The following is a 12,182-nucleotide window of genomic DNA, read 5'->3' as shown; positions in this document are numbered from 1 at the left end:
GGCGCGGCGTCTGTCCGCCGCGATGGGGACAGGCTTACCCTGAGACGGCCACGCCTTCGCTCGCATGCACGCCGTAGCGCGCTGCAGGCGCCGTGCGTGACAGCCGGCCCGACATCGCGCGGCGCGCCGCCTCGAAGGCGTTCCACTCGTCCTGGTTCGGCAGGGCGGGAATCGTGACCTGTTCGCCCAGGTCGAGCCCCGCGAGCGAGGCGTCGACCATGTTCTCGGCCGTCATCACGATCTCGCTGGGCAGGTGCTGCACCGGCAGGCCGGCGATGCCCCAGAACTCGGTGGCGGTGGCGCCCGGCAGCACGGCCTGCACGCGCACGCCCTTGCCGGCCAGCTCGTGCTGCAGCGACTGGCTCAGCGCCAGCACGAAGGCCTTGCTGCCGCCGTACACGCCGTTGAGCGTTTCCGGAGAGATCGCCACGATCGAGGCAATGTTCACCAGCGTGCCCGCGCCCCGCGCCACGAAGCCCGGCACCGCCGCATAGGTGAGCCGCGTGAGCACGTTCACGTTGAGCGCGATCATCTCCTCCATCTTGTCGATGTCCGACGCGAGCAGCGGCGCCGTGGCGCCCACGCCGGCGTTGTTCACCAGCAGCGTGATGTCGCTGCGCGTGCGCAGCACGGCCTCGACGCGCGCGATGTCGCTCTTGTCCGTGAGGTCCGCCGGCAGCACTTCGACCTTGCGTCCGGTCTCGCCCGCGAGCCGGTCCGCCAGCGCGGCCAGGCGAGCGCGGTTGCGCGCCACCAAGACCAGGTCGTAGCCGCGGCGTGCCAGGCGGTCGGCGTACACGGCGCCGATGCCCGACGATGCGCCGGTGATGAGGGCGGTGCCCTTTGTCGTTGCAGTCATGAGAACTTCCTTTTGTCGCCACACGGGGTGTGGCCGTGGGGGAAGTCTCTTCCTTCGAGGCTATGGCGTAAATGTCATATAAGCCACCTTTCAGGACATCCGGCGTCTCAGGCTGTGGCCACCTGCCGGCGCGCCACGCGGCGCACGCTCTGCGGCGGCTGGCCCAGCGTGCGCAGGAAGGCGCGGCGCATGCGCTCGGGGTCGCCGAAGCCGGTTTCGCGCGCCACCACGCCCAGCGCAAGGCTGCCTTCGTCGATCAGCGCGCGCGCAGCTTCCACGCGCAGGTTTTCCACGGCGTGCGCGGGCGACTGCCCCGTCTCGGCCTTGAAGGCGCGGCTGAACTGGCGCGGGCTCAGGTGCGCCACCTCGGCCAGTTCTTCCACCGACAGCGCGTCGCGCAGGTTGGCGCGCGCATGCACCAGCGTCTGCTGGATGCGGTCGGAGCGGGGTTCCAGTTCCAGCAGCGCCGAGTACTGCGACTGCCCGCCCGCGCGGCGGTGGTACACGACCAGCTTCTTCGCGATGAACCGCGCCGCCTCCACGCCCAGGTCTTCTTCCACCAGCGCCAGCACCAGGTCGATGCCCGCCGTCATGCCGGCCGAAGTCCACACCGGCCCGTCGTTGATGAAAATGCGGTCGGGCTGCACCTCGATGGCGGGGTGGCGCTTTTGCAGCTCTTGCGCAAAGGCCCAGTGCGTGGTGGCACGGCGGCCGTCGAGCAGCCCCGCGTCGGCCAGCCCGAACGCGCCCGTGCAGATGCTGGCCACGCGGCGCGCGTGGCGCAGGCCCGCGCGCAAGAAGCGGCACATCTTCTCGGAGGTGGGTTCGATGGTGAGCGCGCCGGTCATCAGCAGCGTGTCGAACCTGGCCGAGGCGAAGCGCTTGCTGTCGGTCGCCACGCCCGACGAGCTGGCGACCAGGCCGCCCGCTTCCGACAGCAACGCGACCTTGTAGACGGGCTTGCCCGCATGCATGTTGGCCAGCTCGAAGGCCGCGATGGCCGCAAGGTCGAGGATCTGGAAACCGGGGAAGACGAGCACGCCGATGCGTTTCATGGCCGTGTCCTGAAAAGAGGGTTGTCTGTCATTCGGGACGAGAGGGTAAGCCTTGCCGCCAGACCGGGCCGGCGGCAGGGCCATGCCAAGCGGGCTTGCGCACAATCGCCGCATGCCCGATCTCCGCGAATTGACCCGCCAGTTTCCCCGCCGCGGCCGGCTCGACGCCATCCTGCTGCGGCCTGCACGACGTGCGCCCGTGCAGTCGGTGGATGGCGCGGTCGTGCTCGAAGGCCGGGGCCTGCAGGGCGACCGCAGCAGCGGTGCGGCGCAGCCTGGCGGGCGCCGGCAGGTCACGCTGATGCAGGCGGAGCACCTGCCGGTGATCGCCGCGCTGTGCGCGCGGGCCGAGGTCGGGGCGGACGTGCTGCGCCGCAACCTCGTGGTGTCGGGCCTGAACCTGATCGCCGCGCGCTCGCTGTTTCGCGACCAGCCGCTGGTGCTGTGCATCGGCGCCGAGGTGCTGCTGGAAATCAGCGGGCCGTGCGAACCTTGCTCGCGCATGGAAGAGGCGCTCGGGCCCGGCGGCTACAACGCGGTGCGCGGGCATGGCGGGCTGACGGCGCGGGTGCTGCGGGGTGGGGGCTTGCGGGTGGGGGATGCGGTGACCTGCCGGCCGGTGGCAGCGGCGGAATAGGCATCGATGCCGGTAAAAAATCAGGGGATCTGCCCGGAATTTTTACCGGCAACTGAACCGGCAACTTTCTACACGACAGAAAAATGCAAGTATTTGATTTATAAGGTTTTTTAATCTAATATTGGTGGCAACGTAACCGGAAACATGTCAGCCCCATCTATTCCCATTTCAGTCTACGATCAGCCGCATCAGTTCGAGCCGCTGCTTCCAAGCCGCAAGCTCGACGAGCTGAGCGAGGCTACACGCCGGATATTCGAGAAGTCATCGGAGCTGAAGGCCTCGGCAAGCCCGGAGGCGCGCACGGCACTGCGCGAAATTGTTCGGTCAATGAACTCGTACTACTCGAACCGTATCGAGGGTCAAGGCACGCATCCGGCCAACATCGAACGCGCGCTGAAAAGCGATTTTTCCGACAAGCCGGACGTCGCCAAGGGCCAGCGGGTCGCGCTGGCGCACATCGAAGCCGAGCGAGAACTGGAGGCGCTCGTCACGACCGAGGCGGCGGCGTTGAACAGCGGCTTTCTTCGCAAGGCCCACGAAAGCCTCTACGGCAGGCTGCCCCCGCAGGACCGCATGACCGAAGACGGCCGCCTCATCGTTCCGGGTGAGCTTCGGCGCCATGACGTCGCCGTAGGACGGCACCAGCCGCCGACATGGGCCTCGGTCCCTCGGTTCCTGGGCCGCATGGACGAGGTCTATGGGCGCCTGAAAGGCGTGGATGCCATGCTTTACACCGTTGCCGCAGCCCATCACCGAATGGCGTGGACGCATCCGTTCGAAGATGGGAACGGTCGCGCGGTGCGCTTGCAAACCCACTGCGCCCTGCTTGCGCTCAATGGCGGGCTCTGGTCCGTCAACCGCGGCCTGGCACGCCATCGCGAGCGGTACTACGAGATGCTGGACGGGGCAGACGGGGTACGGCAGGGGGATCTCGACGGTCGCGGGAACCTCAGCGAAAAAATGCTCTGGGCGTGGTGCGAGTACTTCATCGAACTCTGCGAAGACCAGGTGAAGTTCATGGCATCGATGCTCGATCTTGCAAGGCTCAAGGACCGGATTCGCGCCTATGTGACGGTGAGAGGCATCGTCGACGGCATTGCCGAATACCGCGAAGAGGCCGTCCTTGCGCTCCAGGCCGTCGCTTGCGGCGGCGGCGTGTCACGCGGCGACTTCGTTCAAATGATGGGACTGGAAGCGCGCACGGCACGCAAGGTGATCTCGCGATTCCTCAAGGACGGGCTTCTGAAAAGCGAAGGACACCGGTCCGATCTGAGCATCGGCTTTCCGCTCGCTTCGTTGAGCATCCTTCTGCCCAACCTCTACCCGGAAGCATCGACGGCAGTTCAAGACTGAGCCAGCAGGATCGGCAGCGTGCCCTGCCGCCCCCGCCCCTCACGATGGGTGCCGCCGCCATCCGGCAGGCGCCATCCCGGTTGTCGCGTCACACAATGGCCGCTCCCATGACGCACCCGACGACAACGAACGCGCCCGCACCTGAAGCCGCGGCGGCCGCCCACACCCACATCCACTGGCAGCGCAACCTCGCCGTGTGCATGTTCGGCTCCTTCACCACCATCATCGCGATGACGCTGCTGCTGCCCTTTCTGCCGCTGTACGTCGAGCAGTTGGGCGTGACGGACCATGCGGCCATCGTGCAGTGGTCGGGCGCGGCCTATGGCGCGACCTTTCTGAGCGCCGCGCTGGTGGCGCCGCTGTGGGGCCGGCTGGCCGACCGCTACGGGCGCAAGCCCATGCTCATTCGCGCGAGCCTGGGCATGTCGGTGGCCATGGCGCTGATCGGCCTGGCGGGCAATGTGTGGCAGCTCGTCGGGCTGCGGCTGCTGGCGGGGCTGCTGGGCGGCTATGCCTCGGGCTCGATGGTGCTGGTGGCCACGCAGACGCCGAAGGACCGCACCGGCTGGGCGCTGGGCACGATGTCGTCGGCCATCATGGCGGGCAACCTGGTGGGGCCGCTGGTGGGCGGCGTGCTGCCGCCGCTCATCGGCATTCGCGCAACCTTCTTCGCGGCGGGCGCGATGATCTTCGTGGCCTTCCTGGCGACGGCCTTCCTCATTCGCGAAGACAGGAACACGCCCGCCGACAAGAAGCAGCGCAACGCCACCGACGGCGGCTGGGCCGCCATTGCGGACAAGCGCCCGCTCGTCGCCATGCTGTTCACCGGCATGCTGCTGATGCTCGCGAACATGTCGATCGAGCCGATCATCACCGTGTACGTGGCCACGCTGGTCGACGACCCGAACCGCGTGACGATGATGGCGGGCGTGGTGATGTCGGCCGCCGCGCTCGGCAGCATTCTCTCGGCCTCGCGGCTGGGCAAGCTGGCCGACCGCGTGGGGCACTGGAACGTGATCGTCGGCTGCCTGGCGGTGTCTGCCCTGCTGCTGGTGCCGCAGGCCTTCGTCACCGCGGGCTGGCAGCTGGTGGTGCTGCGCTTTTTGATGGGGTTGTCGCTCGGCGGGCTGCTGCCGTGCATTGCCAGCGTGATCCGCCACAACGTGCCCGAGCGCGTGGCCGGCAACATGCTGGGCTACTCGACCTCGGCGCAGTACACCGGCCAGGTCGCGGGGCCGCTGCTGGGCGGCTTCGTGGGCGGGCACATCGGCATGCGCGCCGTGTTCCTCGGCACCTGCTTGCTGATGGCCGCGGGCGCCGGGTGGAACTGGCTCGCCAAACGGCGCCAGCCCTGACGCGTTGTGGGCCCTTATTCGCCGATCGTCACGCTGCGGTAGGCCGCGTCGGCCTCGATCTCGGCCTGCGAGAACGGCACGCGCAGCCACTGCCCCGCGCTGTAGGCGCGCGTGTAGTCGGCGTGGTGCGCCGAGGCCGGGTCGTCCGACAGCGAGAAGCTCAGGAAGGTGTGGGCTTCCACCCCGCCTTGCGGGAACCGCACGATCTGCATGTAGCTGTTGCCGTTCGGGTCGCCGTCCATGCCGTAGCCGCCCCGGTCGAGGCGGCTTTCTGAACACACGACGGTGAAGTAACCCTGGCCGTCGCAGCCGCCCGACAGCGGAATCCTGCGGCCGTTGCGCGTCACGAACAGGGTTTCGCCGCGCGAGGCGTCCAGCGCGTAGCCGCTGGCCTGCACGCGCAGTACCGCCGCCCCGAAGGCCTGGCGCAGGTCGTCGGCGGCCGAGGCCTGCAGGCCGCGCGGCGTGGCGAGCGGATCGCTCGCGCCGAAGGGCATGGCGTAGAGCCGGGCCGCGGGAAGTAGCTCGGCGCGCGCCCAGAACTCGTCCCACACATGGGCGCCGCGCGCCGACGCCGTGCCGGTGTCGTTCCACGCTTTCAGCACCGCACAGGCAGGGCCGGTGTCGACGCTGCGCGGCGGCGAGAACGCCTCGCCGGTCTGCGGGTCGGCCTTGACCGCGATACGGCGCACGCTGCACACCAGGGCCAGCGCGCGGGCCTTGAACAGCTCGGCGGTGTAGGCGCGGCTGTTCAGCGCCACACGCTTCATGCCGTCGACCGTGGCGCCGGTGCCCGCCAGCCCCTGCGCGATCAGGTGGCCCAGCCGCGTGCGGAAAGTCTGCGCGTCGCTGCCGGCCGGCCCGAAGATGACCGGGTAGCCCTTGATCGGCGCCTTCGGGTTGGCGAGCCAGTGGCTGTCGTTCATGTTGGCGACGTAGTCGTCGCGCAGCAGGCTGGGCATGCGCGAAGGGCCGATGGCGCCCTGCTGCACCGAGTCGGCATCGCTTTGCCAGTCGCAGGCGCTGCGCGAGCCGTCGAACACCGGCACGCGCGGCATCGCGGCGCCGATGGCCTGCCCCGCGGGCGGGGTGCAGTCCTTGACCTGCGCGGGCGACACGTTGGGCACGGCGCCGATGTCGGCGTACCAGGCCTTGGCGCTGCCACGGCCTACCGCCACGGTGTTGACCCAGGGAATGGCGGCTTCTTCGCGCTGCACCGAAATCAGCTCGTCGAGCGACTTCGCCTGCCCCCAGCGCAGCCAGGTGCGGAAGGTGCGGTAGTTGTCGGCATTGATGTCGCGGATGGCGAAGGCCGAGGTGGAGCTCCAGGCCAGCGCCGGGCTGAGGCTGCCCAGGTTCACCAGCGGGCCGTAGGCCGAGGTGTAGAGCGTGCGCGTCACGGGCTCGACCGCGCCCGAAGGCTGCCTCACCTGCACGGTGACGACGCGGGCCTGCATCTTCACCGGCCGGCCGTCGCGCAGGTAGCTGGTGGCGTCGCCGGGCGCGAGCTGCAACTGGTACAGCCCGAAGCGCCGCGCCGCCGACACCGTGTGGCTCCACGCCACGTGCTCGTTGAAGCCGATGAGGATCACCGGCACACCCAGGAACGAGGTGCCGCTCACGTCGATCTGCCCCGGAATGGTGATCTGCGCCTGGTAGAAGCGGTCGGGTCCGCGCCAGTACCAGTGCGGGTTGCCGAACAGCAGCGGGCTCGCGTCGCCGGTGGCCGCGGTGCCGAAGCCGATCATGTTGCTGCCCACGCCGGCGGTGCCGCCGACTTCCATCGCAAACTGCTGCTGTTGCTGTGCCGAGTCGCGCGTGTCGTGCGACGACACCTTGGCACCGGGCGGCACTGCGGTCGCGATGTTGGCGACGAAGTTGCTGTAGCCCGCCGCCAGGTTGGTGGCGTACATGCGGCGGTAGATGTCGTGGGGGGTCACGGGCCGCACCCAGGCTTCGTTGCGGCAGGCGGCGTGGGCGTGCGCATGGGCAGCGCCGTGGGCGTCGGTTTTCAGGTCGCGCAGATAGCGGTTGTAGCCGGCGGCAAAGCCTTCGACCAGGCGCTGGATGTTCGCGGGCTGCGCGCGGGCCATGGCATCGACATGCGCGGCGTCGAGCACGTGCCTGTGGAAAAAATCGGCATCGATGTTCTTCGGCCGGCCGATGGTGCTCTTGGCCGACACCAGGGCTTCGGCGCCGAAGAACTGCGAGCGTTCCCCGCTGTAGGTAAGGAAGGCATCGGCCAGGGTGCAAAGGTTGTCTTGTGCCTGTGCGAAGCCATAGCCATAGCCCGCACCGGCCCAGTCGTCGGCCTTGATGTGCGGCACGCCCATGGCGGTGCGGCGAATTTCGGCCTTGTAGGCGCCTTGGGGCGCGGGCGCCGGTCGATCGTCGATGCCGGCGCAAGCCGCAAGGGCCATGGCAACGGACACAAGAAAAAGCGGCCGAAGGCCGCGAGGAAATTTGGCGCGCATGCTGGTTGACGTTCTGGTTGCGCTTTTGTTCAGCAAAACACAAGGCAGCAAACAAAGCCTCAGTGCACCGACCGCTGACCCCATGCATGAGAAGCCTGCGCATCCGCCGTCACGCACACCTGGCTTGCCAGGAAGGACGGCGGCAAACCGAAGTAGCGCTGAAAAGTCCGGCTCATGTGCGCCGCGTCGGTGAAGCCGCTGACCAGCGCCACGTCGGTCAGCGCGCGCTGCCCGGTGAACTGCTGCACCGTGCGGCGCACCTTGGTCCACAACGCATAGCGCTTGACCGACACACCCACCTGCCGGGCGAACAGGTGCGTCAGCCCGTCGGGCGACAGGCAGGCCACCGCCGCCAGCTCGCGCAGGGCGATCTGGCCCGCGTGCGCGCGAATCGCCTGCAGCACGCGTTCGATGCGCGGGTCGATGGGCGCCTCGAGCTCGGGCCCTTCGGTGATGGCCTCGACCATCTTCGCGCTGAGCATCTGCAAGCGGTCGTCGGCCAGGGCGCCGCACTGCGCCGGCGCGAAGTCGTCGCGCAGACGGCCGAAGCGCCGCGCGTCCAGCGGCTGGATGCCGTGGCCGCCCATGCGCCTGGCGAGCATGCGGTAGGCGACGGAGGCCGGGTCGAGGTTGAGCGAGAGCAGGCCGCAGCCGTCGACGTCGAGACGGCGCGACACGTGCGGCGCCACCAGCGCGGCGGTGCAGCGCACGCGCGTGCCGTCGACCGCCTCCAGGGTGAAGGGGTGGCCGCTGACCGAGGCCAGCAGCGTGGCCGACGAACGGGCCGTCAGGCCCGACTGGATCGCCGGCGTGATGTACAGGAACCGGTCATCCCACAGATGCAGGAAGTTGTGCGTTGCCATGCGGTCTCGCTTCTGCCTTTGCTTTTGCTTTTGCCTTTGTCTCCAGCGGTGGATTCTCATGCATCGGCCCCGCCACGTGCTGCACCGGCTGCACGTGCTGGCGCACCGCCTCCAGCAGCAACGTCGCCAGCCGGCTGGCCGGCGCCTCGGCGTGCGCCTGCGCGCGGTACAGCACCAGCGAGATCTGCGGCAGCGCCGGCAGCGACAGCACCGAGCGGTCGAGCGTGCGCACATGCGAAGGCAACCCGAACGGCGTGCGCACGGTCAGGCCCAGTCCGGCCGAGGTGGCGGCCCACAAGGCTGCCAGGCTGGCGCTGCCGAACGCGCGGCGCCAGGGCAGGCCGGCGCGGTCGAGCGCGGCGATGACGATCTCGCGCAGCGGGCATGGGGCGTCGAGCATCACGAGCGGCAAGGGCTCCTTGCTCTTGGGCTGGCGCGCGCCGGGGCCGCGGTGCTCGCGCTCCGTCCACCAGGGGGCATCGACCCGCTCGGGCGCCGTCGGGCCGATCCACAACAGCGGCAGCCGCGCCACGCGCTCGGCGTACGGTGACAGCGGCTGGTCGCCCGCGTCCCACGCCAGCGCCAGGTCGAGCTGGCCGAGCTCGAGCCGCTCGCGCAGCTCGCCGCTGCGCGCCACGCAGGCCTCGATGCGCACCTTGGGGTGGGCGCGCGCGAAGCGCCCGAGCACGGCGGGCAGCAGCGTCTCGCCGAAGTCTTCCTGCAGGCCCAGCCGCACCCAGCCCTGCAGGTCGGCGCCCCGCATGGCGGCGCCCGCCTCGTCGTTGAGCTCGAGCATGCGGTGCGCATAGGCCAGCAGCGTTTCGCCGGCATCGGTGAGCGCCAGGCCGCGCCCCTCCTTGCGGAACAGCACGGTGCCGGCCTGCGACTCCAGCTTCTTCAGCTGCGCGCTCACGGCCGAGGTCGAGCGGCCCAGCCGGTCGGCCGCGCGCGCATAGCTGCCGAGCGCGATGCCGGTGGAAAAAGTGCGCAGCACGTCGAGATCGAACATCACCTGGCTCATGACGGGTCCTTGTGGGGGGTTCTTTTCGATCATCCTGTTTTTCAGGACGATGGTCTCATTATTTTCTGATTTTCAAAACCTTTGCGCCGGCAGACACTGCGCCGCAACATGACACATTCGCCCTCCTCCCTACCGCCATCGCCGCGCCACCGCTGGAAGGTGCTGGCCGCGGGCGTGGCCGCCAACGCGGCGTTCTCGGTCGCCTTCAGCGGCATCCCCATGACCGCCGTGCTCATGCGCACCGGCTACCGGCTCGACAACGCCACGCTCGGGCTGGTGCTGGGCCTCATGGGCCTGGGCATCGCCGTGAGCGAGTTGCCCTGGGGCCTGCTGACCGACCGCTGGGGCGACCGGCCGGTGCTGCTGATGGGCTTGGGCAGCACGGCGCTCGCGTTGATCGCGATGGCGCTGTGGGCGGCACCCGACGCAGGGCGCATTCCCGGCCTGGGCTGGCTTGCCGCGGGGCTGCTGCTGGTGGGCCTGCTGGGCGGCAGCGTGAACGGCGCGAGCGGCCGCGCAGTGATGACGTGGTTCGACGCCAGCGAGCGCGGCCTGGCAATGAGCATCCGCCAGACCGCCGTGCCGCTGGGCGGCGGCATCGGCGCGCTGGTGCTGCCCTTCGTGGCGCTGCACTTCGGCTTTGCCGCGCTGTACGGGCTGCTGGCGCTGCTGTGCGCGCTGAGCGCGGCGATGGCCTGGGCCTGGGTGCACGAGCCGCCGGTTGCACCCCGCGCCGGCAAGACCTTGGAAGCCGTGGCTCCGAAGAGCGGCCCGCTGCGCGACGCGCGCGTGTGGCGCATCGTGGCGGGCATCGGCATCCTCTGCGCGCCGCAGTTCGCGGTGTTGTCCTTCGGCACCGTGTTCCTGCACGACTTCGGCCATGCAGGGCTGGCGACGATCACGGCCACCATGGTCTTCACGCAGGTGGGTGCGATGGTGATGCGCGTGTGGAGCGGCCGCTGGACGGACCGCCGGCGCAACCGACCCGCCTACCTGCGCGCCTGCAGCGTGCTCAGCGTGCTGCTGTTCGCAGGGCTCGCGGCGCTGGTGCTGGCCGCAGGCACGCATGCGGCCGATTCGCAGGCGCTGCGCATCGCGCTGGTCGTGCTGCTGGGGGTGAGCGGGGTGTGCGTGTCGGCCTGGCACGGCGTGGCCTACACCGAGCTCGCCACGCTGGCCGGCGCGGCACGTGCCGGCACCGCGCTGGGCATGGCCAACACCAGCGTGTTCCTGGTGTGCTTCGTCACGCCCTTTTCCATTCCGCACCTGCTGGCCCTGCAGGGCTGGCCGCTGGTGTGGCTCGCGGCCAGCGCCTGCGCGCTGGTGGCGATGCCGCTGCTGGTGCCGCGGCCCGTCGCCGCGGACGCCTCTTCAGATCAGAAGCTCGCGAAGACCGCGTTCAGCCGGTCGACGTAAGACCGCTTGGCGGCCTCGTCGATGAAGCTGCCCTCGAAGCTGTTGGCCGCAAGCTGCCAGGCGTGCCGCACGCTCAGGCCGGTGGCGGCGAAGGTTTCCAGAAAATTCTGGTTCATGTAGCCGCCGAAATAGGCCGGGTCGTCGGAGTTCACGGTGGCGACCAGCCCTGCGTCGAGCAGCGTTCCCAGGTTGTGCTGCGACAGGTCGGGGAACACGCAGAGCTTGAGGTTGGACAGCGGGCACACGGTCAGCGGAATGCGGTCTTGCGCGAGCCGCGCCATCAGCGCCGGGTCTTTCGCGCTCTGCACGCCGTGGTCGACGCGCTCGACCTTCAGCACATCGAGCGCGCTCCACACGTAGGCCGGCGGACCCTCTTCGCCCGCATGCGCGACAAGGTGCAGGCCCAGCTCGCGGCAGCGCGCGAACACGCGCGCGAACTTCTCGGGCGGGTGGCCCACTTCGCTGGAGTCGAGCCCCACGCCGATGAACTTTTCGCGAAACGGCAGCGCCTGCTCCAGCGTCTCGAAGGCTTCTTCCTCGCTCAGGTGGCGCAGGAAGCACAGGATGAGCGAGGCGCTCACGCCCAGCTTCGGTTGCGCATCGACGCAGGCGCGGTGCAGGCCGTGGATGACCGTTTCCATAGGCACGCCGCGCGCCGTGTGCGTTTGCGGGTCGAAGAACATCTCGGTATGCACCACGTGGTCGGCCGCGGCGCGCTCCAGGTAGGCCCAGGCCATGTCATGGAAATCTTGCTCCTTCAGCAGCACGCTGGCGCCGGCGTAGTAGATGTCCAGGAAGGTCTGCAGGTTGGTGAAGGCGTAGGCGCGGCGCAGTTCTTCGACGCTGGCGTACGGAATGCTCACGCCGTTGCGCTGCGCGAGCGCGAAGATGAGCTCGGGTTCGAGCGAGCCTTCGATGTGCATGTGCAGCTCGGCCTTGGGCATGGCGCACAGCAACTCGGGCAGGCGGTCGGCAGGAATGCGGTCGAAGCGCGTGTCGTAGGCGGGACGGAAATCGGTCATGGTGGGTAACTTGGGAAGGGGCTGCTGCGTTGCGGTCGCGCACAGCATAAGCGCAGGCTGCGCCGGTGCCATACACCAAACCTTACAGATTCCATCGCGCCGGCGCCGTATTTTCAATAAAGCAGAC

General features: G+C 69.1%; 10 protein-coding genes. 4 read left to right on the top strand and 6 right to left on the bottom strand.

What is annotated here, in order from left to right; genetic code table 11:
• Positions 1-34: 34 nt before the first annotated feature.
• Both ACSFA5_RS00525 and ACSFA5_RS00520 read right to left on the bottom strand, forming a co-directional pair.
• On the bottom strand, positions 35-859 hold the full coding sequence (locus ACSFA5_RS00525; protein WP_435442046.1) for an SDR family NAD(P)-dependent oxidoreductase: 825 nt from the start codon (positions 857-859) through the stop codon (positions 35-37).
• Between the two features lie 107 nt (positions 860-966).
• A complete protein-coding gene (locus tag ACSFA5_RS00520; protein WP_435442045.1) occupies positions 967-1,914 on the bottom strand; it encodes a GlxA family transcriptional regulator in 948 nt (315 codons plus the stop codon).
• Positions 1,915-2,026: 112 nt separating this feature from the next.
• Here ACSFA5_RS00520 and ACSFA5_RS00515 point away from each other — a divergent pair, with 112 nt between their 5' ends.
• From ACSFA5_RS00515 to ACSFA5_RS00505, 3 genes are all read left to right on the top strand, one after another.
• On the top strand, positions 2,027-2,551 hold the full coding sequence (locus ACSFA5_RS00515) for an MOSC domain-containing protein (RefSeq protein WP_435442044.1): 525 nt from the start codon (positions 2,027-2,029) through the stop codon (positions 2,549-2,551).
• 144 nt (positions 2,552-2,695) lie between these two features.
• Complete coding sequence (locus tag ACSFA5_RS00510) at positions 2,696-3,904, top strand: Fic family protein (RefSeq protein WP_435442043.1); 1,209 nt, start codon at positions 2,696-2,698, stop codon at positions 3,902-3,904.
• A gap of 107 nt (positions 3,905-4,011) precedes the next feature.
• The gene (locus ACSFA5_RS00505; protein WP_475539805.1) at positions 4,012-5,259 is read left to right on the top strand and encodes an MFS transporter; all 1,248 of its coding nucleotides are present in this window, start codon (positions 4,012-4,014) and stop codon (positions 5,257-5,259) included.
• A 14-nt stretch (positions 5,260-5,273) separates the two neighbouring features.
• Here the strand turns inward: ACSFA5_RS00505 and ACSFA5_RS00500 are convergent, their stop codons facing one another.
• The 3 genes from ACSFA5_RS00500 to ACSFA5_RS00490 are packed head-to-tail and all read right to left on the bottom strand — an operon-like array spanning position 5,274 to position 9,617.
• Positions 5,274-7,733 carry a penicillin acylase family protein gene (locus ACSFA5_RS00500; protein WP_435442042.1) on the bottom strand — a complete coding sequence of 820 codons (2,460 nt, stop codon included), beginning with the start codon at positions 7,731-7,733 and terminating at the stop codon, positions 5,274-5,276.
• Between the two features lie 59 nt (positions 7,734-7,792).
• Positions 7,793-8,596: a helix-turn-helix domain-containing protein gene (locus ACSFA5_RS00495; protein WP_435442041.1), complete on the bottom strand. Its 804-nt coding sequence runs from the start codon at positions 8,594-8,596 to the stop codon at positions 7,793-7,795.
• Positions 8,562-9,617, bottom strand: coding sequence for a LysR substrate-binding domain-containing protein (locus ACSFA5_RS00490; protein ID WP_435442040.1), 1,056 nt, complete (start codon positions 9,615-9,617; stop codon positions 8,562-8,564). Before ACSFA5_RS00490 ends, ACSFA5_RS00495 begins: the two co-directional genes overlap by 35 nt.
• Positions 9,618-9,725: 108 nt before the next feature.
• Here ACSFA5_RS00490 and ACSFA5_RS00485 point away from each other — a divergent pair, with 108 nt between their 5' ends.
• Positions 9,726-11,033 (top strand): MFS transporter, encoded by a 1,308-nt coding sequence (locus tag ACSFA5_RS00485; protein ID WP_435442039.1) that lies wholly within the window; start codon positions 9,726-9,728, stop codon positions 11,031-11,033.
• Here the strand turns inward: ACSFA5_RS00485 and ACSFA5_RS00480 are convergent.
• On the bottom strand, positions 10,994-12,055 hold the full coding sequence (locus tag ACSFA5_RS00480; protein WP_435442038.1) for an adenosine deaminase: 1,062 nt from the start codon (positions 12,053-12,055) through the stop codon (positions 10,994-10,996). The two genes, ACSFA5_RS00485 and ACSFA5_RS00480, sit on opposite strands and share 40 nt — an antisense overlap.
• Positions 12,056-12,182: the final 127 nt, after the last annotated feature.

Origin of the sequence: Variovorax monticola, assembly GCF_051216855.1 — a bacterium.
Lineage (GTDB): Bacteria > Pseudomonadota > Gammaproteobacteria > Burkholderiales > Burkholderiaceae_C > Variovorax.
This window is presented reverse-complemented; position numbering and strand designations above follow the sequence as displayed.